The 24,438-nt window shown below is 69.6% G+C and carries 22 protein-coding genes; 18 read left to right on the top strand and 4 right to left on the bottom strand.

The window, feature by feature from the left end; translation table 11 throughout:
• Positions 1–31 precede the first annotated feature (31 nt).
• Genes flhA through KGA65_RS15730 form a run of 4 tightly spaced genes read left to right on the top strand, consistent with a single transcriptional unit; the run spans position 32 to position 5,128 of the window.
• Complete coding sequence (gene flhA / locus KGA65_RS15745) at positions 32–2,068, top strand: flagellar biosynthesis protein FlhA (protein WP_375142647.1); 2,037 nt, start codon at positions 32–34, stop codon at positions 2,066–2,068.
• Positions 2,065–3,588 carry a flagellar biosynthesis GTPase FlhF gene (flhF, locus tag KGA65_RS15740; protein ID WP_225864053.1) on the top strand — a complete coding sequence of 508 codons (1,524 nt, stop codon included), beginning with the start codon at positions 2,065–2,067 and terminating at the stop codon, positions 3,586–3,588. Before flhA ends, flhF begins: the two co-directional genes overlap by 4 nt.
• 24 nt (positions 3,589–3,612) lie before the next feature.
• A complete protein-coding gene (locus KGA65_RS15735; RefSeq protein WP_225864052.1) occupies positions 3,613–4,395 on the top strand; it encodes a MinD/ParA family ATP-binding protein in 783 nt (260 codons plus the stop codon).
• A 19-nt stretch (positions 4,396–4,414) separates the two neighbouring features.
• A complete protein-coding gene (locus KGA65_RS15730) occupies positions 4,415–5,128 on the top strand; it encodes an RNA polymerase sigma factor FliA (RefSeq protein ID WP_225864051.1) in 714 nt (237 codons plus the stop codon).
• 140 nt (positions 5,129–5,268) lie between these two features.
• On the opposite strand, the gene KGA65_RS15725 is transcribed toward KGA65_RS15730, so the two are convergent.
• The 3 genes from KGA65_RS15725 to flgA form a co-directional block, all read right to left on the bottom strand.
• On the bottom strand, positions 5,269–5,667 hold the full coding sequence (locus KGA65_RS15725) for a hypothetical protein (protein WP_225864050.1): 399 nt from the start codon (positions 5,665–5,667) through the stop codon (positions 5,269–5,271).
• 85 nt (positions 5,668–5,752) lie between these two features.
• The gene (gene flgM, locus KGA65_RS15720) at positions 5,753–6,055 is read right to left on the bottom strand and encodes a flagellar biosynthesis anti-sigma factor FlgM (RefSeq protein ID WP_225864049.1); all 303 of its coding nucleotides are present in this window, start codon (positions 6,053–6,055) and stop codon (positions 5,753–5,755) included.
• Positions 6,056–6,183: 128 nt separating this feature from the next.
• Entirely contained in the window at positions 6,184–6,909 is a 726-nt protein-coding gene (gene flgA / locus KGA65_RS15715) for a flagellar basal body P-ring formation chaperone FlgA (protein ID WP_225864048.1), read from the bottom strand.
• Positions 6,910–7,111: 202 nt separating this feature from the next.
• On the opposite strand from flgA, the gene flgB reads away from it, so the two are divergent.
• The 14 genes from flgB (at position 7,112) to KGA65_RS15645 (ending at position 22,639) form a co-directional block, all read left to right on the top strand.
• Positions 7,112–7,525 (top strand): flagellar basal body rod protein FlgB, encoded by a 414-nt coding sequence (gene flgB / locus KGA65_RS15710; RefSeq protein ID WP_225864047.1) that lies wholly within the window; start codon positions 7,112–7,114, stop codon positions 7,523–7,525.
• 33 nt (positions 7,526–7,558) lie between these two features.
• Positions 7,559–8,005, top strand: a complete 447-nt coding sequence (flgC, locus tag KGA65_RS15705; protein WP_225864046.1) for a flagellar basal body rod protein FlgC — start codon at positions 7,559–7,561, stop codon at positions 8,003–8,005.
• Positions 8,006–8,036: 31 nt separating this feature from the next.
• Entirely contained in the window at positions 8,037–8,687 is a 651-nt protein-coding gene (locus tag KGA65_RS15700; RefSeq protein ID WP_225864045.1) for a flagellar hook assembly protein FlgD, read from the top strand.
• Positions 8,688–8,737: 50 nt separating this feature from the next.
• Complete coding sequence (gene flgE, locus KGA65_RS15695) at positions 8,738–10,000, top strand: flagellar hook protein FlgE (protein WP_225864044.1); 1,263 nt, start codon at positions 8,738–8,740, stop codon at positions 9,998–10,000.
• Positions 10,001–10,025: 25 nt separating this feature from the next.
• A complete protein-coding gene (gene flgF, locus KGA65_RS15690; RefSeq protein ID WP_225864043.1) occupies positions 10,026–10,754 on the top strand; it encodes a flagellar basal-body rod protein FlgF in 729 nt (242 codons plus the stop codon).
• Between the two features lie 117 nt (positions 10,755–10,871).
• Positions 10,872–11,654: a flagellar basal-body rod protein FlgG gene (flgG, locus tag KGA65_RS15685; RefSeq protein WP_225864042.1), complete on the top strand. Its 783-nt coding sequence runs from the start codon at positions 10,872–10,874 to the stop codon at positions 11,652–11,654.
• 56 nt (positions 11,655–11,710) lie between these two features.
• Complete coding sequence (locus KGA65_RS15680; RefSeq protein ID WP_225864041.1) at positions 11,711–12,430, top strand: flagellar basal body L-ring protein FlgH; 720 nt, start codon at positions 11,711–11,713, stop codon at positions 12,428–12,430.
• 53 nt (positions 12,431–12,483) lie between these two features.
• On the top strand, positions 12,484–13,614 hold the full coding sequence (locus KGA65_RS15675) for a flagellar basal body P-ring protein FlgI (RefSeq protein ID WP_225864040.1): 1,131 nt from the start codon (positions 12,484–12,486) through the stop codon (positions 13,612–13,614).
• A complete protein-coding gene (flgJ, locus tag KGA65_RS15670) occupies positions 13,614–14,501 on the top strand; it encodes a flagellar assembly peptidoglycan hydrolase FlgJ (protein ID WP_225864039.1) in 888 nt (295 codons plus the stop codon). The genes KGA65_RS15675 and flgJ overlap by 1 nt, the downstream gene beginning before the upstream one ends.
• A gap of 27 nt (positions 14,502–14,528) precedes the next feature.
• A complete protein-coding gene (flgK, locus tag KGA65_RS15665; RefSeq protein ID WP_225864038.1) occupies positions 14,529–16,493 on the top strand; it encodes a flagellar hook-associated protein FlgK in 1,965 nt (654 codons plus the stop codon).
• A gap of 29 nt (positions 16,494–16,522) precedes the next feature.
• Positions 16,523–17,722, top strand: a complete 1,200-nt coding sequence (gene flgL / locus KGA65_RS15660) for a flagellar hook-associated protein FlgL (protein ID WP_225864037.1) — start codon at positions 16,523–16,525, stop codon at positions 17,720–17,722.
• Between the two features lie 15 nt (positions 17,723–17,737).
• Entirely contained in the window at positions 17,738–18,934 is a 1,197-nt protein-coding gene (locus KGA65_RS15655; RefSeq protein WP_225864036.1) for an EAL and HDOD domain-containing protein, read from the top strand.
• Positions 18,935–19,001: 67 nt separating this feature from the next.
• The gene (locus KGA65_RS15650) at positions 19,002–21,950 is read left to right on the top strand and encodes a PAS domain-containing sensor histidine kinase (protein WP_225864035.1); all 2,949 of its coding nucleotides are present in this window, start codon (positions 19,002–19,004) and stop codon (positions 21,948–21,950) included.
• A 23-nt stretch (positions 21,951–21,973) separates the two neighbouring features.
• A complete protein-coding gene (locus tag KGA65_RS15645; RefSeq protein WP_225864034.1) occupies positions 21,974–22,639 on the top strand; it encodes a response regulator in 666 nt (221 codons plus the stop codon).
• Positions 22,640–22,645: 6 nt separating this feature from the next.
• Here KGA65_RS15645 and KGA65_RS15640 read toward each other — a convergent pair whose 3' ends face one another.
• Positions 22,646–24,265, bottom strand: coding sequence for a sensor histidine kinase (locus KGA65_RS15640; protein WP_225864033.1), 1,620 nt, complete (start codon positions 24,263–24,265; stop codon positions 22,646–22,648).
• Positions 24,266–24,438: the final 173 nt, after the last annotated feature.

Genomic DNA, 24,438 nt, shown 5'->3' with positions numbered 1-24,438 from the left:
GTTGAAGACCCTGTTCGGCGAGAACGCCGCGATGATCAAGGCGCTGATGGCGCCGATCTTCATCATCATGGTGCTGGCCATGATGGTGCTGCCGCTGCCGCCCTTCGCGCTGGACCTGTTCTTCACCTTCAACATCGCGATGTCGCTGATGGTGATGCTGGTGGCTGCCAACATGGTCAAGCCGCTGGACTTCAGCGCCTTCCCGACGGTGTTGCTGATCACCACCTTGCTGCGCCTGTCGCTGAACGTGGCTTCGGCCCGGGTGGTGCTGATGAACGGCCACACCGGCACCGGCGCGGCCGGCAAGGTGATCGAGGCCTTCGGCCACTTCCTGATCGGTGGCAACTTCGCGGTCGGCCTGATCGTGTTCGCCATCCTGGTGGTGATCAACTTCGTCGTGGTGACCAAGGGCGCCGAGCGGATCGCCGAAGTCGGCGCGCGCTTCACCCTGGACGCGATGCCCGGCAAGCAGATGGCCATCGACGCCGACCTGAACGCCGGCCTGATCAACGAGGACCAGGCCAAGAAGCGCCGCGCCGAGGTGGCCGAGGAAGCCGACTTCTTCGGCTCCATGGACGGTGCCAGCAAGTTCGTGCGTGGTGACGCGATGGCCGGCATGCTGATCCTGGTGATCAACATCGTCGGCGGCTTCATCATCGGCGTGGCCCAGCACGGCCTGTCGGTTTCGGATGCGGCCAGCTCCTACATCCTGCTGGCGGTCGGTGATGCGCTGGTGGCCCAGATCCCCGGCCTGCTGATCTCGGTGGCGGCGGCGATGGTGGTCTCGCGCGTCGGCTCCGAGCAGGACACCGGTACCCAGATCCGTTCGCAGATCTTCAACTCGCCGCGCGCCCTGGGCCTGACGGCCGGCATCATCGGCCTGCTGGGCCTGATCCCGGGCATGCCCAACATCGTCTTCCTGCTGATGGCCGGCCTGATCGGCTACTACGCCTGGTGGCTGGCCAAGCGGCAGAAGGAAGAGGCGGCCCGGCCCGAGAAGCCCAAGGTGGAGGAGGCCAAGCCGGCCAACGCCGAGGCCAGCTGGGACGACCTGCAGCCGGTCGACACCCTGGGTCTGGAGGTGGGCTACCGCCTGATCACCCTGGTGGACAAGACCCGCCAGGGCGACCTGCTCAGCCGCATCAAGGGCGTGCGCAAGAAGTTCGCCCAGGAGGTCGGCTTCCTGCCGCCTTCGGTGCACATCCGCGACAACCTGGACCTCAAGCCCAGCGCCTACCGGGTGCTGCTGCGTGGCGCCGTGATCGGCGAGGGCGAGGCCTTCCCCGGCATGTACCTGGCCATCAACCCGGGCGGCGGCGTGCCGCAGCTGCCGGGCACCCAGACCACCGACCCCGCCTTCGGCCTGCCGGCGGTGTGGATCGAGGAGCGCCAGAAGGAGCAGGCCCAAATGGCCGGGTTTACGGTCGTTGATTGCTCGACCGTGGTGGCCACGCACCTTTCACACTTGATGCAAATGAATGCGGCCAAGCTGCTGGGTCGGACCGAGACCCAGGCCCTGGTCGAACATGTGACAAAACTGGCTCCCAAGCTGATGGAAGACGTGGTGCCCAAGATGGTCGGGATCGCAACGCTGCAAAAAGTGCTCCAGCTGCTGCTGGACGAAGGCGTGCACGTCCGCGACTTCCGCAGTATCGTCGAATGCTTGGCCGAGAACGCGCAGATCACCGATCCGGCCGAGCTGGCCGCCCGGGTGCGCGTGCAGCTGGCCCCGGCCATCGTGCAGCAGATCTACGGCCCGGTGAAGGAACTGGACGTGATCGCGCTGGAGCCCGATCTCGAGCGGCTGGTGGGCCAGGCCCTGACCTCGCCGCACGGCCCGACGCTGGACCCCGGCGTGGCCGACACCCTGACCCGCCAGGCCGCCGACAGCGCGCGCAAGCAGGAGACGCTGGGCCACCCGGCCTGCCTGCTGGTGCCCGACCCGTTGCGCGCCCCCCTGGCCCGACTGCTCAAGCGCGCCGCGCCCCGTCTGCGGGTGCTGTCGCACAGCGAGATTCCTGAGACCCATTCGATCCGGATCGGTTCGATCATCGGAGGCACGGCATGAATGTGAAACGCTTCACCGCGCGCACCTCGCGCGAGGCCTTTGCCCTGGTTCGCCAGGCCTATGGCGAAGATGCCGTGGTGCTGTCCACCAAGCCCTGCGCCGAAGGCGTCGAGGTGCTGGCGATGGCCCCTGAGGCGGTCAACCAGCTGGAGAAGGTGGCGGCCCCGTCCGCCGCGACCCGCGCCGCCCGCGGCGAGAGCCTGTCGGCCCGCGCCGAGCGTCAGCAGGCCGAGCGCAGCGCTGCCGGCCAGCGGCGCCAGGCCGACGCCACGGAAGGCGATGTGAACGACGATGTGGAACGGATGGCGATGAGCACGCTGTCCTTCCAGGACTATGTGCGCGACCGCATGCTGCGCCGCCGTCAGGCCGCGCTGGACGGCAAGCCCGTGCCGGTCGATGAGCCGGTCGAGCTGGACGATGCGCCGGCCGCCCCGGCGCCGCGCCGCGCCCCCGCCGCCGAACCCACGCTGGCCGCCCGGGCTGCCATGCCGGCCCGCCGCGCCCCGGCCCGCCCCTTGGACGATGGCCCCGCGCCGGAGCTGCCGGTGCCTACGCTGAGCGACGTGGCCCCGCAGGAACAGATCGACATGGTGCACGAGCTGCGCGCCATGAAGGGCCTGATCGAGGAGCGCTTCGGCACCCTGGCCTTCATGGAGAAGCTGCAGCGCGAACCGCGCCAGGCCCAGCTCTCGCAAAAGCTGATGGATGTCGGCTTCAGCCCGGCGCTGACCCGCAAGCTGCTGGAAGCCCTGCCGGCCAGCGCCACCGATGAGCTGGCCTGGGCCACCTCGGTGCTGGAGCGCAACCTGCTGACCGGTGAGCACGAGCCGCCGCTGGAAGACAAGGGCGGTGTCTACGCCATGATCGGCTCCACCGGCGTGGGCAAGACGACCTCCACCGCCAAGCTGGCCGCCGCCTTCGCCACCGCGCACGGTGCCAACCAGCTGGGCCTGATCACGCTGGACGCCTACCGGATGGGCGCCCACGAACAGCTGCGCGCCTACGGCCGCATCCTGGGTGTGCCGGTGCACACCGCGCACGACCGCGCCTCGCTGGAAGACCTGCTGGAGCTGCTCTCGGGCAAGAAGATGGTGCTGATCGACACCGCCGGCATGGCCCAGCGCGACAGCCGTTGCCGCGAGCTGCTGGAAATGCTGTCGCACCGTTCGATCCAGCGCCTGCTGGTGGTCAACGCCGCCGCCCAGGGCGAGACCCTGGACGATGTGATGACCGCCTGGCGCGCCTCGCAGTGCAAGGGCGTGATCCTCTCCAAGATCGACGAGGCCGTGAAGCTGGCTCCGGCGCTGGACGCGCTGATCCGCCACCGCCTGAAGGTGGTGGGCGCGGCCAACGGCCAGCGCGTGCCGGAAGACTGGCACCGCCTCTCGGCCAATGCGCTGATGCACCGCGCGATGCGCGGCGGTGGCAGCGCCGCCTACCGGGTGGACACCAGCGATGTGCAGCTGGTGCTCTCCGGCCTGCACCGTCCGACGGCCGGACTGCAAGGGCTGAATTTCTGACGAACGAACCGGTTGGAGTCCTCCATGACTGCGTTGTCCACCCCGTTCAAAGACAGTGACCAGGCCGCCGGGCTGCGCCGGCTCTTCGCGGCACCGCGCCAGCAGATCGTGCCGGTACCGGCCAACCGCCAGATCGACTGCTCCGGCGTGCTGCTGGAGCGCCTGAGCCTGGGCTTCAGCGCGCTGGGCGCGCGGGTTTTCGTGATCGACGCCGCCGACAGCTCCCCCGAGCCGCATGAGCTGGTCGACATCGACCTGCCGGCCTGCATCGAGCGTCTGGGCACAGGGGTGCATTACCTGGCCGCCCGCGGCCTGCCGCGCCGCCATGTCAACACCCGCGGCAGCAGCGAGGCCTGGCTCAGCGCCGTGGCCGAATGCGTGCCGCAGGCCGACGTCGTCATCGTGCATGCCGAGGCGCGCGACCTGTGCCGCCTGCTGGGCCGGCGCGAGGTGGCGCCGGTGCTGATGAGCGAGCTCAGCTCCGAAAGCCTGACCGAGGCCTATGCCGCGATGAAGCTGCTGTCGCAGCGCTGCGGGCTGATGGCCTTCGATCTGCTGGTGGGCATGGCCTCCCGCCCGCGCCGCGCTGCCCGCGTGGCCGAGCGCCTGGCCAGCTGCGCCGACAACTTCCTTTCCGCCGTGCTGCGCAGTTGGGCGGCGGTGGACCGCGACCAGCCGATCACCGCGCCGGTCAGTGCCGAGCTGGGCCGCCTGGCGGCCAACCAGCTCACCGCGCTGGAAGGCCAGGCCACGCTGAGTCTGCCTCCTGTGCGCGCCCAGTACGGGCACGCCATGGCTCTGGATTGAATGACGGGAGACCACCACCATGTACACCGCCACCGGTCGCCTTGATTCCGGCACCTTGCTCAAGCAATACAGCCCGCTGGTGCGCCGCCTGGCCCACCAGATGATCGCCAAGCTGCCGGCCAACGTCGAGCTCGACGACCTGATCCAGGTCGGCATGATCGGTCTGAACGATGCGCTGGGCCGCTTCGACGTGGCGCAGGGCGTGCAGTTCGAGACCTTCGCCACCCAGCGCATCCGCGGCGCCATGCTCGACGAGCTGCGCGGCAACGACTGGATGAGCCGTGGCAACCGCAAGCAGCAGCGCGACATCGAGGCGGCGGTGCACCGGCTGGAGCAGAAGCTCGGCCGGGCCCCGCACGAACGCGAGATCGCCGACGAAATGGGCCTGCCGCTGGAGGACTACCAGGACATGCTGACCAAGGTGCGCGGCACCCAGCTGGTCTACCTGGAGGACATGTCCGGCGACGAGAGCGGTGACGAGTACCTGGACCGCCATGTCTCGGACGACGAGGTCAACCCGCTGGCCTTGCTGCAGGACCAGCGCATGCGCATGGCCCTGGTCGAGGCGATCAAGAAGCTGCCCGAGCGCGAGCAGTACGTGATGAGCATGTACTACGAGCACGACATGAACCTCAAGGAGATCGCGGCCGTGCTCGGCGTGACCGAGTCGCGCGTCTGCCAGCTGCACAGCCAGGCCATCGCCCGCCTGCGCGTCAAGCTGCGCGAGTGGTGAGTTCCGCGCCCCTGTCGGGCGCCTTCCTTCTCCATCCAACCCGGCCCCGTGCCGGGTTGGTCGTTTTCAGGGGCCTGAAAGCACAACGGCCCGCCAGAGGCGGGCCGTGGGCCGTGGGCGGTGGGCGGGTGCGGGGGGGCTCAGACCTGGGCCAGACCGGTGCCACCGCGCCGGGTGCCCTGGGTGCCGTAGACGGCGGCGGGCTCGGCGCTCGGGATCAGCACATCAAGCACCCGGTCCAGGGCATGGTTGGCACGGGCCACGGCATCGCGCTGGGCGGCCACCTGGCTGCTGGTGCGCGCCAGCCGGCGGCGCAACAGCGGCGGAATGCCGGCCTGGGTGCGGGCCGCCTGGTTGAAGCGCTCGACCGCCTGGGCCAGGGCCTGTTGCAGGCCGGCGGCGGCCAGTTCGACCGCGCTGGCGTCCTGCAGCTTCAAGGCGGTGCCCAGGGTGGCCAGGTGATGTTCGACCTCGGCCACGGTCGTTTCCAGATCGGTGACGGCTTGCACGGCCTGGGATTCGAGAGGGGTGCTCATCATGGTGATCGGGAAGCCGGCGGCGAACCGGCCTCGGTGCGGGCAGACAGGGAAGTGGGGAATGGCGGGCCCGCTCGGGCCGGTGTGATCAGGAACTGCTGCCGTTGAGCAGTTCTTGCGCGTTCGAGATCAACTTGTCGGCGATCTTGTCCGGATTGATCTGGAACGTGCCGTCCTTGATGGCCTGGGCGATGCGCTGCACCTTCTCGGCATCGAACGGACCATCCAGGGCACCCGAGTCACGCAGCTGCGCTGCGGTGCTGGAGAGGGCCACGGTGGCGCTCTCGCTGCTCTGGGCTCCAGAGCTCGTCTTCTTGGCCGAGCCGGCCGTCGCCCGGTCGGTGCTGAGGGCACTCACCGAGGCGAGATGTTCGGGGGAACCGATCTTCATGATGTTCTCCTGCAGGCTCTGCTGTCAGCGAGCCTCATGATCCACTTCCACGTGAAAGCAGTATCGGAGGACTCTGACGGGAACTTTAGCGATTTTTGCGGGCGGCATGGCATGGGAAATGGGGGCATTCACAGGTTGATTTCCACCGTCCCGTCGGCCACGGCCTTGCCGGTCAGCAGCTTGCCGCTCTCCACGCGCACCCGCACCAGCTGGCCTTCGATGCCGGGGGTCATGGCACGGCCCTCGGTGGCCGCGGCCCAGCCGGGCCCGTTGGCCACCACGCGGACGGTCTCGCCGGCGGCAAACCACTGGCGTGCCTTCAGATCCGTCACCCGCAGCGTGGCGCCTGCGGGCAGGGGACGGGACAAGGTGCGCCCCACGGCCTGCGCGAAGTCCAGGACGGCCGCCCCCGGAGCGGCGGCCACGTCCACCTCGGCGGGCATCAGCTGCCCCGCCTCCAGTTCGGTGCCGCCGGGCAGTGCGTCGCGCAGCACCAGGGCCTGGCGAAAGACATGCACCGTGACCGGGACGCTGATGTTCCAGGGCTTGGCGCCCTGGGTGCACTTCAGGCCGATGCGGGTGCGCCCCCAGGCTGGCAGGCCGGCGGGCAGATAGGGTTGGATGCGCTGGCAGGGGGCCAGGTGCAGCCGGGGGTCCATCTGACCCACCTCCACCTGGACCCGCAGGCCGGGCTGCTGGGTCGTGGGCGCGGCGGCTTCCTGGGCCAGGCGGCTGACCTCGGCGCGCAGGCCGGCGTCCAGATCGGCCTGCTGGGCCCGGGCGCCCGACACCATCCCCGTGGCCAGCACCAGGGTGGCCAGGATGGGAAGGGGGGAGGCAGACGGTCGGTTCACGGCGCAATCCTGTGGGGTCAGGAGAGCACTGTAGGCATGGACCCTGCGGTGGGTGGCGGGAAATGCGGTCGCAGTGGCCCCTTATTCGGGACTTCCGGGCCCAGGGCGACTCCCACAATCGCTGCACAGCGAGGACGTGTCCGGAATGTGATCGGAGCGTTCGCCGAAAACTGAAGTTCTGTAGTTCCAAAGGACGCCGGCCATGTTGAACCGCCTGACACAGAGCATGGACTTCCAGGCCCAGGCCCTGAGCCTGCGGGCCGAGCGTCAGCGCCTGCTCGCCAGCAACATCGCCAACGCGGACACGCCGGGCTATGTGGCGCGCGAGATGGACTTTGCGCAGGCCCTGCGCCAGGCCACCGGGGCCGTGCCGGTGCCGGGGCAGATGAACGTCACCCAGGCCGGCCACATCCAGCCGCCGGCCGGGGCGCTGAGCGAATCCGGGCTGCGCTATGCCCTCAATTCGCAGACCAGCCTGGACAGCAACACCGTGGACATGGACCGCGAGCGGGCCAGCTTCGCCGAGAACTCGGTCAAGTACGAGGCCACGCTGCGGTTCCTGAACTCCCAGATCAAGAACGTGCTGGACGCGATGAAGAGCGCCAACCAGGGCTGAGCCGCCGCCGGCCCCTGACACCGAGGTGAACCCATGAGCATGTTCAAGGTCTTCGACATTTCCGGCAGCGCGATCAGCGCGCAGAGCCAGCGTCTGAACACCGTGGCCTCCAACCTGGCCAACGCCGACACCGTGGCCGGCCCGGACGGCAAGGCCTACAAGGCGCACGAGGTGGTCTTTCAGACCGTGCTGATGGACGCCTCCGGCGCAGCCGCCAAGGGCGATGCCGACAACCCGCTGCTGACCAGCGCCGGGGTGCGGGTGTCCAACGTGGTGGAGGACCAGACCCCCGGGCGCCGCGTCTTCGACCCCAGCCACCCCGAGGCCGATGCCCAGGGCTATGTCACCTACAGCAACGTGAACCCGGTGGAGGAGATGGTCAACATGATCTCGTCCTCCCGCTCCTACCAGAACAACGTCGAGGTCATGAACACGGCCAAGAGCCTGATGCTCAAGACCATCCAGCTGGGTCAAGGTTGAACCTGACCCCCCCACTGATTGAAGGACCACCATGGCCGTCGACACCGTCAACAACACCTCGGGCACCAGCGGCACGTCCAGCTCGGGCCTGTCCAGCACCAGCGCGACCGATCAGTCGGACCGCTTCCTGAAGCTGCTGGTCACGCAGATGCAGAACCAGGACCCGCTCAACCCGCTGGACAACGCCCAGGTGACCAGCCAGATGGCGCAGATCAGCACCGTCACCGGCATCGAGCAGCTCAACACCACCGTCAGCGGCCTCAATTCGCAGTTCCTGCAGATCCAGACCATGCAGGGCGCGGCCCTGGTCGGCCACGACGTGGCGATCGAAGGCAATGCCCTGCGCCAGAAGGCCGGCAAGGGCGATGGCGGTTTCGAGCTGGCCAGCGCGGCCGACTCGGTCAAGGTGCAGATCCAGACCCCCGACGGCACCACGCTGGACACCATCGACCTGGGCGCGCAGGAGGCCGGCAAGCATGACTTCAGCTGGGACATCCCCAGTGCCCGCCAGGGCGATGCGCTGACCTTCAAGGTCACCGCCACGGCCAAGGGCCAGGCGGTGGACACGCTGAGCCTGCAGAACCAGACCATCCAGGCGGTCAGCAACCTGGGCAGCACCATGGCCCTGGATCTGGACAACGGCAAGCGCGTCGCCTACGACGCCGTCTGGGCCTACTACTGACACCCGGCATCACGGCAGCACGCCAACCGCCCCTCTTCTAGGAGAACCCCATGAGCTTCCAGCAAGGCCTGTCCGGTCTGAACGTGATGTCCAAGAACCTGGATGTCATCGGCAACAACATCGCCAACGCCAGCACGGTCGGCGCCAAGAGTTCGCGCGCCGAATTCGCCGATCTGTACGCCAACGCGCTCAACGGCTCCGGGGCCGCCCCGATCGGGATCGGCGTGCAGCTGGCGGCCGTGGCCCAGCAGTTCACGCAGGGCAACATCACCGCCACCGACAACGCGATGGACGTGGCGATCAACGGCAACGGCTTCTTCCAGATGAACGACCCGAAGGGCGAGGTGGTCTACTCGCGCAACGGCCAGTTCAAGGTGAACAACGAAGGCTTTGTGGTCAACAACCAAGGCCAGCAGCTGATGGGCTACGCGGCCGACAGCAACGGCAACATCATCCAGGGCCCCACCAGTGCCCTGCAGCTGCCCACGGCCGGCATCAACCCGCAGGCCACCAGCAAGATCGGGATGGAGTTCAACCTGGATTCGCGCGAGAAGGTGACCGACCCCGGCGCCGCCGCCACGCCGCGCATCGACTTCACCGATTCGAGCACCTTCAACCAGGCCCGCTCGATGACCGTCTACGACGCCAAGGGCCAGCCGGTGGCGCTGAGCTACTACTACCAGAAGGCCGGGGACGACACCTGGAACCTGTACGCCACGGCCAATGGCGAGCCGCTGGCCGGCACGGCGGCCAACCCGCAGCCGGTGCAGACGTTGACCTTCTCGGCAGACGGCTCGACCGTGTCGCCCAGCACCACCACGCTGAACATCCCGGCGTCCACCAACGCTGCCGGTGCCTCCACCCTGGCCATCGGTCCCGTGACGCTCGACATCTCCGGCTCGACCCAGTACGGCTCGGCCTTTGGCCTGACCGACCAGACCCAGGATGGTTTCGCACCGGGCCAACTGACCGGCGTGTCCATCGACAAGAGCGGGGTGGTGCTGGCGCGCTACTCCAACGGCCAGACCAAGTCGGCCGGTCAGATCGAAATCGCCACCTTCCGCAATGTGCAGGGCTTGACGCCGGCGGGCGGCAATGCCTGGCACGCCAGCATCGCCTCCGGCCAAGCCATCAAGGGCGTGCCGGGCTCGGGCAATCTGGGAGTGCTGCAGTCCGGTGCGGTGGAGGATTCCAACGTCGACCTGACGGGCGAGCTGGTCAACATGATCACCGCCCAGCGCAACTACCAGGCCAATGCCCAGACCATCAAGACGATGGACCAGGTCATGCAGACCCTGGTGAACCTGCGCTGACGCCCTGAACCGCTAGGAGTCGACCATGGACCGCATGATCTACCTGACGATGACCGGCGCCAAAGCGGCGATGCAGCGCCAGGAGGTCATCAGCCACAACCTGGCCAACGTCTCGACCACCGGCTTTCGCGAACAGCTGGCGGCCTTTCGCGCCGTGCCGGTGCGCGGCGACGGGGCGTCCACCCGCGTCTACGCACTGGAGACCACGATCGGCTACAACGCGGCGGGCGGTGGCATCACCGCGACCGGGCGCAACCTGGACGTGGCGATGAAGGGCGATGCCTGGCTGGCTGTGCAAGGCCTGGACGGCACCGAGGCCTACACCCGCGCCGGCGCGCTGGATGTCAATGCCGAGGGCCAGCTGGTGACGCTGTCCGGGCTGCCGGTGGCCAGCGATGCCGGGCCTATCACCGTGCCCGCCAACGCCGAGGTGCAGATCGCCTCGGACGGCACGATCAGCGCCAAGACGGCCGGCACCCCGCCGCAGCAGATCGGCCGCCTGAAGCTGGTCACCCCCGAGGGGCCGCTGACCCGCGGCGAGGACGGCCTGTTCCGGGGCAGCAACGGCGATCTGCCGGCCGACCCCGCCGCCCGTCTGCAGGATGGCGCCTTGGAGGGCTCCAACGTCAGCCCGGTGCAGACCATGGTGGCCATGATCTCCGCGGCCCGCCAGTACGACGCGCAGATGAAGCTGCTGCAGACCTCGGAAAAGCAGGACCAGTCGGCCTCGCGCCTGCTGTCCACCTCGGGCTGAGCCGGTTGACCGGCGCTGACTTCGGAATCACGGGCCTTTGGGCCCGTTTTTCTTGGGCTGCCCGCCCTTCAGTTCGGCCCATCATGGGCGACACGCCGTCTTGACGGGAGAACCGACATGCTCCGATCGCTCTGGATCTCGAAATCCGGGATGGAAGCCCAGCAGACCCAGCTGGACCACATCTCCAACAACCTCTCCAATGTGGCCACCACCGGCTACAAACGCTCGCACGCGGCGTTCGAGGACCTGATCTACCAGAACCTGCGCCAGTCCGGCGCCAGCAGTTCCGACCAGACCCAGCTGCCCACCGGCTTGCAGGTCGGCCTGGGCACCCGGGCGGTGGCCACGGCCCGTGACTTCACGCAGGGCAACCTGCAGCAGACGGGCAACAACCTGGACGTGGCCATCAACGGCAAGGGCTTCTTCCAGATCACGATGCCCGACGGCACCACGTCCTACACGCGCGATGGGTCGTTCAAGCTGGACAACCAGGGTCAGATCGTCACCAACAACGGCTACCTGGTGCAGCCGGGGCTGACGGTGCCGGCCAATGCGAAAAGCGTCACGGTGGGCGCGGACGGCACCGTGACCGTGACCGTGCCGGGCCAGACCGCGCCGCAGACCATCGGCCAGTTCCAGATCTCCAGCTTCATCAACCCGCAGGGGCTGGACCCGCTGGGGCAGAACCTCTATGCCGAGACCGCGTCCTCGGGCACGCCCAACAGCGGCGCGCCCCAGGCCGATGGCCTGGGCGCCCTGCAGCAGGGCTTCGTCGAGACCAGCAACGTCAACGTGGTCGAGGAGCTGGTGCAGATGATCCAGACCCAGCGCGCCTACGAACTCAACTCCAAGGCCGTGTCCACCTCCGACCAGATGCTGCAGCGTCTGTCGCAGTTGTAAGCACGCCACCCGCACAGGCCTGAGCCTGCCGCCGCAGCCGGGCCGAGGAGACGATCATGTCCACCCGACTCATGCTGGCCGCCACGGCCTGCGCCGCCCTGGCCGCCTGCACCACGCCTTACCCGGTGCCGGAGGTGCAGTTCCCGACCGCTACCGCACCGGCGCTGCCGGCCAGCGGGCCACTGGCCTGGCAGGCGCCGCAGCCGTTGCCCGTGGCCCCGCCCGAACAGGCTGGGGTCAACGGCGGCATCTACCAGGCGGCCCAGTACCGGCCACTGTTCGAAGACTACCGGGCCCGCCATGTGGGGGACACGCTGACGGTGCAGATCGTCGAGCGGGTCAGTGCCAGCCAGAGCGCGACCAGCACGCTGGGCAAGAAGGGGGCGGTCGACGGCTCGGTCAGCGCGGCGCCCTTCGTCAATGCCGGCTGGCTGGGCAAGCTCTCGGCCAAGGGCGACAGCAGCAACACCTTCGAAGGCAAGGGCAGCACCGACACCAGCAACGACTTTTCCGGCACCATCACCGCCAGCGTGATCGGCGTGCTGCCCAACGGGCACCTGATGGTGGCTGGTGAAAAGCAGGTGGGGGTGAACCACAACGTCGACACCCTGCGCTTCACCGGCGAGGTCGATCCGCGGGCCATCCAGACCGGCAACGTGGTGCAGAGCGCACGCATCGCCAACGTGCGTGTGCAGCACAAGGGGGAAGGTCAGATGGCGGATACGCAGGGAATAGGCTGGCTCGGCCGATTCTTTTTGAATCTTCTGCCGATCTAAAGTTTTCCAGAATCGTCGACAGGGACTCCTCCCGGATTTCTCTGTTCGACGCCATGACCACTCTCACACACCGCATCCTCCGCCTCCTCGGCCCACTGGCCGTCGTGCTGGCCGCGGTGTCGGCCATGGCGCCGGCCCAGGCCTCCCAGCGCATCAAGGAAGTCGCCTCCATCCAGGGGGTGCGCAGCAACCAGCTGATCGGCTACGGCCTGGTCGTGGGCCTGGACGGCACCGGCGACCAGACCACCCAGGTGCCCTTCACGACCCAGGGCCTGACCTCGATGCTGCAGCAGCTCGGCATCACGGTGCCGGCGGGCACCAACATGCAGCTCAAGAACGTCGCGGCGGTGATGGTCACCGCCGAGCTGCCGCCCTTCGCCCAGCCCGGCCAGTCCATCGATGTGACCGTTTCCTCGGTGGGCAATGCCAAGAGCCTGCGCGGCGGCACGCTGATCGCCACGCCGCTCAAGGGCGCCGACGGCGAGGTCTATGCCGTGGCCCAGGGCAACCTGATCGTTGGCGGTGCCGGCGCGTCGGCCGGTGGCTCCAAGGTGCAGATCAACCACCTGAGCGGTGGCCGTGTGCCGCAGGGCGCCTCCGTGGAGCGCGCCGTGCCCACGCCGCTGCAGATGGGCGATGTGCTGCAGCTGGACCTGAACGCCGCGGACTTCTCCACCGCCCGTGCGGTGGCCAATGCCATCAACCGCGCCAAGGGCCAGGGCACGGCCCAGGCCATGGACGGCCGCGTGGTCCGCGTGCGAGCGCCGCGGGAACCCGACCTGCGGGTGTCCTTTCTGGCCGACATCGAGGACCTGCCGCTGGAGCTGTCCAAGCCGGCGGCCAAGGTCGTGCTGAACCCGCGTACCGGCTCCATCGTGCTCAACCAGGCGGTGCAGCTGGCGCCCTGCGCCGTGGCGCACGGCAGCCTGACGGTGACGATCAGCCAGACGCCGCAGGTCAGCCAGCCGGGTCCGCTGTCCAACGGCCAGACCACCGTGACCCAGAAGACCGACATCTCGGTGCAGCAGCAGGGCGGCTCGTTGATCCAACTGCCGGCCGGGGCCCAGCTGGCCGACGTGGTCAAGGCGCTCAACGCCCTGGGCGCGACGCCGCAGGACCTGCTGGCCATCCTGCAGGCCATGAAGGCCGCCGGCTCGCTGCAGGCGGAACTGGAGGTGATCTGATGGTTGCAGCCACCACATCCTCGCTCGTCGGCGCCAGCGCCGGTCTGGGCGATTCCCGCGGGCTGGAGGCGCTGCGCGCGCGTGCCGCCCAGGATCCGAAGGTCGCGGCCAAGGAGGCCGCCAAGCAGTTCGAGACGCTGTTCATGCAGCAGCTGCTGAAGTCCATGCGCGAGGCGACCAAGAACGAGGACGGCATGGACAACGACGCCTCCAAGCTGGGCGCCGAGATGCTGGACAGCCAGTGGGCCACCAAGCTGGCCGGCCGCCCTGGCGGCCTGGCCGACGTGATCGCCCGGCAGATGGAAAAGCAGATGCAGGCGGCCACCCAGCCGGTCGCGGCCAAGGCCGACACGGCCAACACCACGCCGGTCGACCTGGCCCAGCCGAACGCCCCGGTGCGCCCGCCCCAGCAGGCCGCCGCCAACTTCGTGCAGCAGCACCAGGAGGCCGCCCAGGCGGCCGAGGCGGCCAGCGGCATCCCGGCCTCGTTCATGCTGGCCCAGGCCGCGCATGAGACGGGCTGGGGGCGCAAGGAGATCAAGAACGCGGACGGCAGCTCGGCCCACAACCTGTTCGGCATCAAGGCCGGCGCCAACTGGACCGGTCCCACCACCGATGTCTCCACCACCGAGTACATCGGCGGCGTGGCGCGCAAGGTGGTGCAGAAGTTCCGGGCCTACGGCAGCTATGCCGAGTCGTTTGCCGACTACGCCAAGCTGATGGCCAACAACCCGCGCTACCAGAAGGTGGTGGCGGCGGGCAACAACGCCCACGCCTTCGCCCATGGCCTGCAAAAGGCCGGCTATGCCACCGACCCCGCCTATGCCGACAAGCTGGGCCGCGTCATCAACACCACCCTGCGGCTGCAACGCAGCCTGCAGGCCTGAACGGCCTGAACCGGACCGGAGCCCACCATGTCTTCCTTGATGAGCATCGGGATGCGCGGCATGTTTGCCGCCACCGCCTCGCTGGACGTGACGGGGCACAACATCGCGAATGCCAGCGTCAAAGGCTATTCGCGCCAGCAGGCCGAGCTGGAGACGGCCGTGGGCCAGTTCACCGGCTCGGGCTTCTTCGGCAAGGGCGTCAACGTCGTCAACGTGACCCGCGCCCATGACGCCTTTCTGAGCATGCAGGCCACGGCCGCTGCCGCCCTGCAGGCCAAGGACGACACCCGCAGCAGCCAGCTGCAGGAGCTCGAGAAGCTGTTCCCCGCCGGCGAGCAGGGCCTGGGCTATGCCATGGGGGATTTCATGAACGCGGCCGTCGACCTGGCCAACAGCCCGGCTGACAGTTCGGCGCGCCAGGTGCTGCTGGCCCGCGCCGCGGACGTGGCCGCGCGGTTCCGCACCGCGTCGGACCGCCTGGACATCCTGCAGCAGGGCGTCACCGCCGACCTGAAGACCACCGCCGACACCCTGAACGGCTATGCCGCCCAGGTGGCCAAGATCAACCAGCAGATCGCCGCCAACAACGGCGTGGACCAGAAGCCCAATGACCTGCTGGACCAGCGCGACCAGCTCATCAAGCAGATGAGCGCCATCATCCAGGTCAGCACCCTGTCGGCCTCGGACGGCACGATCAGCGTCTTCGTGGGCAGCGGCCAGAGCCTGGTGCTGGGCAACCAGGCCTCGCAGCTGCAGGTCACGCAGGACCCTGACGACACCAGCCGCAGCGCGCTGTCGATGAGCCTGCCCGGCGGGCAGACCATGGCCCTGCGCGCCGACCAGCTGGGCGGCGGCTCGATGGCGGGCCTGATGGCCTTCCAGAACGAGGATCTGGTGGACGCGCGCAACCAGGTCGGCCAGATGGCCATGGCTTTCGCCTCCAAGGTGAACGATGTGCAGGCCCTGGGCCTGGACCTGCGGGATCCGCCGAGCGCCGGCTCGCCCCTGTTCACGATCGGGGCGCCGGTGGCCAAGGCCAATCAGAACAATGCCAAGGACGCCAGCGGGAACTACCTGGCCTCGGTGTCCTTGTCCATCACCGATGCCAGCCAGCTGCAGGCCAGCGATTACGACCTGCGGCCCGATGGCAGCGGCGTGGCCGGCCAGTACACGCTGACCCGGCTGTCCGACGGCCTGGCCCGCACCATCCACGACGGTGACACCGTGGACGGCTTCAAGCTCAGCGTCGGCTCGCCGGACCTGCAGCCCGGTGACAGCTTCCGGCTGCAACCGGTGGCCGCCGCCGCCGGGGGCATGACCCGCGCGCTGGACGACGTGGCGGGCATCGCCGCGGCCTCGCCGGTCACCGCCACCCTGGGCACGGCCAACACCGGCACGGCCTCGGTCGATCTGCTCAAGGTGACCAGCAGCGCCATCGACCCGACGCAGACCGCCAACATCAGCTTCACCAGTGGCACCGGCGACTACACCTGGACCCTGACCGACAGCACCAACACCGTGGTCAGCAGCGGCACCGGCACCTGGACGGCCGGCCAGCCGATCAGCCTGAACGGCTTCGCGCTGAGCCTGAACGGCGTGCCGGCCAGCGGCGACACGATCCAGGTGGCCAAGACGACCTTCCCGGCCAGCAACAACGGCAATGCGCTGGCCATGGCCGCGCTGCGCGACGAGGCCTTTGTCGGCCGCTATCAGCGCAGCGATGGCTCCTTGGCCGACGGTGCCACCGTGACCGATGCCTATGCCGCCACCATGGCCGACGTGGGCGTGCGGACGCAGAGCGCCAAGTCCGCGGCTGCCATCTCCAAGGCCAGCCAGTCGGATGCCGAGTCTTCACTGGCCTCCACCTCGGGCGTCAATCTGGACGAGGAGGCTTCCAAGCTGATCCAGTTCCAGCAGGCCTACCAGGCTTCGGCCAAGGTCCTGCAGGTGGCCCAGTCCATCTTCGACACCATGCTGCAGCTGGGCCGTTGAGCGCACTTCACGACAGGGAGTAATGAGCGATGACCCGCATCACCACCGCCAATGCCTACGCCGCCTCGGTGGACAACCTGCAGAACCGCCAGTACGAGCTGAGCATGGCGCAGCAGCGCCTCACGAGCAAGAAGCGGGTGCTGGCCCCCAGCGACGACCCGGCCGCCGCGGCGCGTGCCGAGCGCGCCCGCGCGATGATGCAGCGGGCCGACGCCACCCAGCGCGCGGTGGATGCCAGCAAGAACTCCATGACGCTGACCGAGTCGGCGCTGGGCGATGCCACCGAGCTGATCCAGCAGGCCCGCGAGCTGACGGTGGCGGCCGGCAACGCCAGCTACAGTGCCGCCCAGCGCCAGGACGTGGCCAACCAGCTCACCGAAATCCGCAAGCAGTTGCTGAGCGTGGCCAACCGGGGCGATGGCGCCGGTGGCTATGTGTTCGCCGGCCAGGGCGCCACCCAGCCTCCCTTCGTGGACCGTCCGGGCGGCGTGGCCTACGTGGGCATCGGCGGCGAGGTGCAGGTGGCCTCGGACGAGGCCCTGCCGCTGACCTTCGACGGTGACAAGACCTGGTTGTCGGCCCCCAGCGGCAACGGTGTGTTCGTCACCAGCAGCAACAGCGCGAACGCCTGGATCGACGCCGGCCGGGTGACCGATCCCTCCCAGGTGCCGGCCGATGCCGACATGGACTACACGATCCAGTTCAATGTCTCCGGCACCACCACCACCTACGACGTGATGCGCAAGGACGGCTCGTTCGCCGTCTCGGGCGCGCCCTACGAGACCGGCAAGGCGATCGAGTTCGACGGCATGGCCACCACCGTCAGCGGCGCCCCGGTCAATGGGGACACCTTCAAGGTCACCCCTTCCCAGCCCCAGCTGTCGGCCTTTGATGCACTCGACAAGATCATCGCCGGCCTGAAGGACCCTGCCAAGAGCGGTGCCGAGGTGACGCAGACGGTGCAGTCGGGCCTGCGCGACCTGGATGCGTCCGCCGGCCAGTTGCAGGGCACCCGCAGCCTGGCCGGTGAGATCCTCAACCGCATCGACGGCGTCACCGGGCGCGTGGCGGACCTGAAGGACTATGCCGAGGGCACCCGCTCGGCGGCCGAGGACCTGGACATGGTCAAGGCCATCTCGGACTTCCAGAACCAGCAGACCAATTACAGCGCTGCCCTGCAGACCTATGCCTCGCTGCAGAAGATGTCGATGTTCGACTACATCAAATGAACCAGGGAACCCTCGATGAACGCTTCGGTGCTTGATCACCTGTGGCTGGGCTGTGGCGCGCTGTTCGGCGCGCGCGGCCAGCCCCTGATGGGCCGTCTGACCCTGCACCCCCTGCCGGAGGTGCCGGCCACCCTGGCCGCCGACGTGCTGGCCCTGCTGGCCGAGGCCTGGCCAGCCGAGAACGGCCCGCTGTGTCTGAGCCCCACCAGCGAGTCCTTGCTGGCCGGCCTGCTCGACGCCGAGCGGCCGGATCATCTGGTGCTCGAGGTGCCGGCCTTCCTGGCCGCCGACGCGGTCTGGGTGCAGCGCCTTGAGGCCCGGGCCCAGGCCGGGCAGGCGATGGCCCTCAAGGGCCGGCCGCTGAGCCCGCTGCCGCCGGAGCTGCTGGCGCGGTTTCGCCATGTCATCGTGGATGTGGCCGACGACCGCCGCCATGGCGATGCGCCGGCCAGCGGTGCGGCCCGGCACACCCCCTGGGTGCAGGCGGGCGCCACCACGCCGGCGCAGGCCGGCGACAGCCTGCGCCGCGGTGCGCTGGCGGTGCAGGGCTGGCCGCTGGGCGAACACCCCGGGGCCGATGCGCCCCGCAAGGACGTGCCGCCGAGCGTGCAGATCGTCATGGACCTGATCCAGCGGGTGGACCGCGAGGAGCCGGTCAACCGGCTGGAGGACGCGCTGCGCGGCGATCCGACGCTGGCCTTCCGGCTGATGCGGCTGATCAACTCGCCCGCCTTCGGTCTGTCGGTCGAGATCAACTCCTTCCAGCACGCGATCATGATCCTGGGCTACCAGCGCCTGAAGCGCTGGCTGGCGCTGCTGGTCACCAACGCCGTGGACGACCCCAACCTCAAGCCGCTGATGCAGCTGGCAGTGCGCCGTGGCCTGTTGATGGAGGAGCTGCTGCGTGCCCAGGGGGACAGCAGCGCCGCGGGCGAGGCCTTCATCTGCGGCGTGTTCTCGCTGCTGGACCGCATGCTGGGGCAGCCTTTCGACCGCCTGCTGGGCAGCCTGCCGGTGGGGGATGGCGTGGCCCAGACCCTGGCTCAGAACGAGGGGCCGTACAGCCTGCCGCTGGCCGTGGCCCGTGCGGTGGAATCCGAGCTGCCCCTGGACATCGCCGAGGCCGCCGGGGCGATGCTGCTGTCCCCGGGCGAGGTCAACCGCGCGGCGCTCAAGTCGATGACGGCCGCCCGGCAGCTGCAGACCGACTGATCGCCCTCGGAACGGCAGGCGCCAGGGGCGGGCCGCTACACTCGACCCACCGTCGAACTGCGTTGCCATGTCGATCAACACCAAGCTGCCATCCACCGTGCGGATGCCGGGGGAGGCCCACTCCGAGATCGGGCCGGCCGTCCCTTCCATGCTGGCGGATTGCCTGGCCATCAGCCCCTTGCCGCTGTTGCTGTGCGATGCCCAGGGGCGGGTGCAGGCGTCCAACGAACCCTTGCGGGCGGCGATGGGCGGGCGTCTGGAGTCGCTGGCCGCGCTGCCGCCGGCCTTGGCCGAACTGGTGGGCTGGCCGGCGCAGATGCCAGCACGCGGTGAATCCCGCCGGCGCGAAGCCTGGGTGGCCGGGGAGGGCGGGCTGCTGCGGCATTGGCGGGTCACCTCGCGCGGCGTGACCGGTGGCGCCGGACGCTGGCTGGTGCAGTTCGAGGATCTGGCGCTGGAGGATGCGCGCGAGCTGGCGCACATCGAGATCAGCGCCCTGATGGGCACCGCCGGCCTGGGCGTGGCCACCCATGACGCGGCCCGCGGCTGGGTCACCGCCGCGCCGCCACCGCCGGTCGAATCACCGGCGGCCGTGCCGCAGGGGCCGAAGCCCTCGCAGGGGCAGGCCCTGCTGTCCGTCGGGCGGGATGTGGTCGCCCCTGGCTCGCTGCCCGACTATGAGCGCCTGCAGCAGGCCCTGCGCCAACGCCAGCGCACGGAGGTGCGCTATGCGGTGCAGCACCGTGACACCGGCCTGCGCTGGCTGATGACCCGGGTGGAGCCGGCCGAGCTGTCAGGCGGCCGTTCGGCCCTCACCGTGGTCACGCTGGACGTGACGGAGGAAGAAAGCGCACGCCGCCACAACGATCAGCTGCTGCACGAGCTGGGCACCATCCTGGAGGTGAGCCCGGCGGGCATCGCCTACCTGCGGCGGGGGGCGCTGGTGCGCTGCAACGGCCGCTTTGAGGCCCTGCTGGGGCTGCCGGCGGGCGGGGGCACCGGCCTGTCGCTGGAACAGGTGCTGCTGCGTGCCGGCCTGGATGGCACCGCCGCGCCGCAGGCACTGCAGGTGCTGGCCCAGCAAGGGGCCTTCGAGACCGAATTCCAGCCCGGCGGCGAGGACGACCAGCGCTGGCGCTCGCTGGCCCTGCGGCGGGCGGGCGCCGCCGGCACCGACGAGGTGGTGGCGGTGGTGACCGACCTGTCGCGCCTGCGCCGCCAGCAGGCCGAGCTCGAGGAGCTGGAGCGCGAGCGCGAGCTGATGTTCAACCTCTCCGACGTGGGCATCGTCTACCAGCGCGAAGGCCGCATCGAACGGGCCAACCAGGCCATGGCCGAGCTCACCGGCTATGCCGTGGAGCAGTTGCGCGGCTTGGCGCTCTCGGAGCTCTACGAGGACGACTCGGTCTATCTGCAGTACACCGCCCAGGAGCGGCGCGAGCTGGCGCTGCAGGGCCGCACCCATGGCGAGCGCCGGCTGCGGCGCCGCGATGGCAGCGGCCTGTGGGTGCAGGTGCACCAGCGCATGGTGGACCTGGCCGATCCGGCCGCTGGCAGCATCACCTCCTTCGTCAATGTGGACGAACGCCGGCGCGTGCGCGAAACCCTGCTGACCCAGGCCGACCGCACCCGGGCCATCCTTGACTCGGTGCTGGTGGGCATCGTCACGGTGGGCGAGCAGGGCATCGAATGGATGAACCGCTCGGCGCGGCGCATGTTCGGCGGTGAGCTGGCCGATTTCATCGGCCTGCCCGTCAGCGTGGTGGCCTCGTCCGAACCCGACCACCCGCTGCGCCGCACCGACTGGCTGTCCACCTTGGAAGAGGGCCAGGCCGAGACCTTTGAATGCCGTCTGACGGCGCGGGACGGCCGGACCTTCTGGGTGGTCGGCAACGTGGTGGTCACCGGCCGCGAGAACGGGCTGGAGGGCGAGGCCGGCCAGCTCACCTTCGCGCTGCTGGACATCGAGCGTCGGCGTGAGGCCGAGAACCGCATCGCCCAGGCGCGGGCGGGCCTGCAGCGCATCATCGAGACGGCGCCGCTGGCCATTGCGCTGTTCGATGCGGCCAACCAACAGGTGCTGCAGGTCAACCAGACCCTGTGCGCCTTCGCGCGGCGGCCGGCCGAGGCCATCCTGGGCCGGCAGCCGGCCCTGTGGCTGCCGGGCATCGAGGCCGCCTCGCTGTCGGCCGATCTGCACCTGGCGGTGGGCTCGCACGAGACGGTTCGGCGCGAGCTGCACCGCGCGGAGGATCCGGACACGGGTCAGCCGGCCGAGGTCTGGGACATGCGCATCGTCTCGGTGGCCGAGGCCGGCGAGGCGGGCGGCACCCAGCTGCTGCTGGTGGCCAGCGACGTGACCGAGCAGCGGGCGGCCGAAGACGCCCGCCTGGCCGCGGCCATCGCCCAGCGCGAGATGCTGGTCAAGGAAGTGCACCACCGCATCAAGAACAACCTGCAGGGCGTGGCCGGCCTGCTGCAGCAGAACGCCCAGCGCCACCCGGAGGCCAGCGCCGCGATCGCCGAGGCCGTCGGCCATGTGCACGCCATCGCCCAGGTGCACGGGCTGCAGGTGGGCATGACCGGGCCGCTGCGGGTCAAGGCGGTGATGGAGGCGATCGCCCAGTCCGTGCAACGCATGTTCGGCCGCCCGATCACGATGGAGGTGGAGGGGCCGGACCCGCAGCGTTTCGCGCTGACCGAGGCGGATTCCATCCCGGTGGCCCTGACCGTCAACGAGCTGCTGACCAACGCGATCAAGCACAGCGCGGGTGGCGTGATCGCCTGCCGCATGGTCTGCGAGGCCGGGGCCGTGGCGCTGTGCGTGGCCAATCCGGGCGCGCTGGCGCCGGGCTTCGAGCTGACCCAGGTGCCGGCCGGCATCTCCGGCCTGGGACTGGTGCGGGCCCTGCTGCCGCGCAAGGGCGCGGTCATTTCGCTGGCGCAGGAGGGGCCGAACGTGGTGGCCCGGCTGCGTCTGGCCCCGCCAGCGGTGGCCCTGCTCACACCGCTGTGAGCAGTTCGGAGACAATCACCCTCATGGCTGTACCCGATCCTTCCACCGAATCCAAGGGCAAGATCCTGGTCGTCGACGACGACCGGTTGGTACTGGCCACGGTGACGCATGGGCTGGTGCAGGCTGGTTTCGACGTGATCGACGCCGACAACGGCGACGACGCCATCCTGCTGGCTCGCCAGCACCGCCCGGATCTGGCCCTGCTGGACATCCGGATGGAGGGCAAGAGCGGCTTCGACGTGGCCGACTACCTGCGCGAGTCGCTGGGCACCCCCTTCATGTTCCTGTCGGCCTTTGCGGACGCGGCCACCGTGGCCCGGGTCAAGGAGCTTGGGGCCGTGGCCTACCTGGTCAAGCCGCTGGACATCGCGCAGATCGTACCGACCGTGGAAGCGGCCGTTGCCGCGGTCCGCAGCCGGCGCGCCCGTGAGGCGGCCAGCCCGGTGGTGCGGCCGCCGGTGGCGCCGGTCGTCCCCAGCCCGGCGGCAGCGCTGGCCCGGCCGGTCGACCCGCTCAACGACCCGGTGCCGCTGGCGGTGGGGGTGCTGATGCACCGCTATTCGCTGCCGCGCGCCGAGGCGTTGCAGCGCCTGACCCGCCTGGCCCAGACGGACGGTCGCAGCCTGGCTGCGCAAGCCGCGGCGCTGGTGGATGCGGTGGAGTTGCTGGCCCGTCCCGGGCAGCCCTGAGCGGCTTCAGCCCAGCGTGAAGTAGAAGCGGGCGCCCTTGCCCACTTCCGATTCCGCCCAGATGTCCCCGCCATGCCGGCGCAGGATGCGCCGCACCGAGGCCAGGCCGACGCCGGTGCCCTGGAAGTCCTTGGGGCTGTGCAGGCGCTGGAACACGCCGAACAGGCGGTCGGCAAAGCGCATGTCGAAGCCGGCGCCGCGGTCGGCCACCACGAACACCCGGCCGTGCTCGGCCTGCTCCTCGCTGCGGAACTCGATCACCGTCTGCTCGCACTGGCCGCTGTACTTCCAGGCGTTGCCCAGCAGGTTCTCCATCGCGATGCGCAGCAGCGTCGGGTCGCCATTGACCACCAGGCCGGGTTCGATCGTGATCGTGGCCTGGCGCTCGGGCGCCTGGCTGCGCAGGTCCTCCATGATGTAGGTGGCCAGCTGCGACAGGTCCACCGGTTTGCGCGCCAGCGGCTGCGACTGCAGGCGCGACAGGGCCAGCAGCGCGTCGATCATGCTGTTCATGCGGGCGCTGGCGGCCAGCACGCGGTCCAGGTGGTCGTTGCCGATGCGGTCCAGGAAACGGCCGTAGTCCTCCTTCAGGATGCGGGCAAAGCCATCCACCACCCGCAGCGGGGCCCGCAGGTCGTGCGAGACCGAGTAGACGAAGGAATCCTGGTCGGCCTGGCTGGTGGCGGTCTCTGCCGCCGCGGCCTGGGTCGAGCGCAGCAGCAACAGCCGGCCCAGGGTATCGCCGTCCGAGGCGACGGGCAGCAGATCGACCTTCCAGGGGCCGGCCACGCGGCTCTCGCCTTCGGGCAACTTCTTCAGTGCGCTTTGGACGTCGCCGGGCAGGGCCAGCTGCGCCTGCTGCCAGTCGCGCTGCTGGCCGCGCGGGCCCAGCAGCCGCGCGGCGTCCGGCGACAGGGCGGCCAGATCCCAGCCGCTGCCCGGTGCGGCGGCCTCGTGCGGCCGCAGCACGAAGGCCGGCATTTCCAGCTCGCCCCACAGCCGCTGCAGCAGGGCGGCGTCAAAGCGTTGCTGTTCCGCCTGGTCGACCGGCACCAGCGTGCCGACATAGCCGGCAAACGTGCCCCGCACGTCGTACTGGGGCAAGGCGCGCAGCTGCCAGTGGGTGGGCGGCTGGCTGCCCCGGCGCTGCACGCGCAGCGACGCGATCATGGCCTGGGCGTCCAGCCGGGCCAGCAGGGCGCCAGGGCTGGGCCGCGGGTCGGCCACCTCGAACTGGCTGTGCAAGGCCTGCCCGGTGGGCAGCTGCTCGGTCCAGGCCGAGGCGGGGGCGCCGGGGGGTGGGCGCCAGGCCACCACCTGATGGCGGGCGTCGGTGCGCCAGATCCAGCCATCGGCCAGTTCGGCCAGGGCCTGCTGGGATTGCGTGGCCTGACGCAGCTGGGCATGCCGTTCCAGCCGCCCCCACAGCAAACCGGCCAGACCGCAGGCGGCGCCGAAGACCAGCATGGGCAGCCAGGACCAGGGGCCGGCGAGTTCCTGCGGGCCGGTCGGGGCGCCGGCCAGGTGCCACGCCACCGCCAGCGAGGCCGCCAGGACGGCCGCCACTGCGACGGCGACCGCGAGGCTGCGGCCGTGCAAACGGCGGGCGGGAGGCAAAACAGGCATGCAGGGATTGTAAGGAGCGCCCGACTCACCGCCCCGGGCGGGGGCCTGACATGGTTCTTCCGCGACAGAAATGCACAGGAACCGGTCCCAAGTCCACCAATTCCAGCTTGACGTGATAGAAACGCAGTCCGATGCTACGGTGCACAACCCTGTTCCAGGGAGGCGCAGGGGCC

The organism is Ideonella benzenivorans, from assembly GCF_020387415.1.
GTDB classification, from domain to species: Bacteria; Pseudomonadota; Gammaproteobacteria; order Burkholderiales; family Burkholderiaceae_C; genus Ideonella; species Ideonella benzenivorans.
Note: the sequence above shows the minus strand (reverse complement) of the source record. Positions and strands in the feature narration are given on the sequence as shown.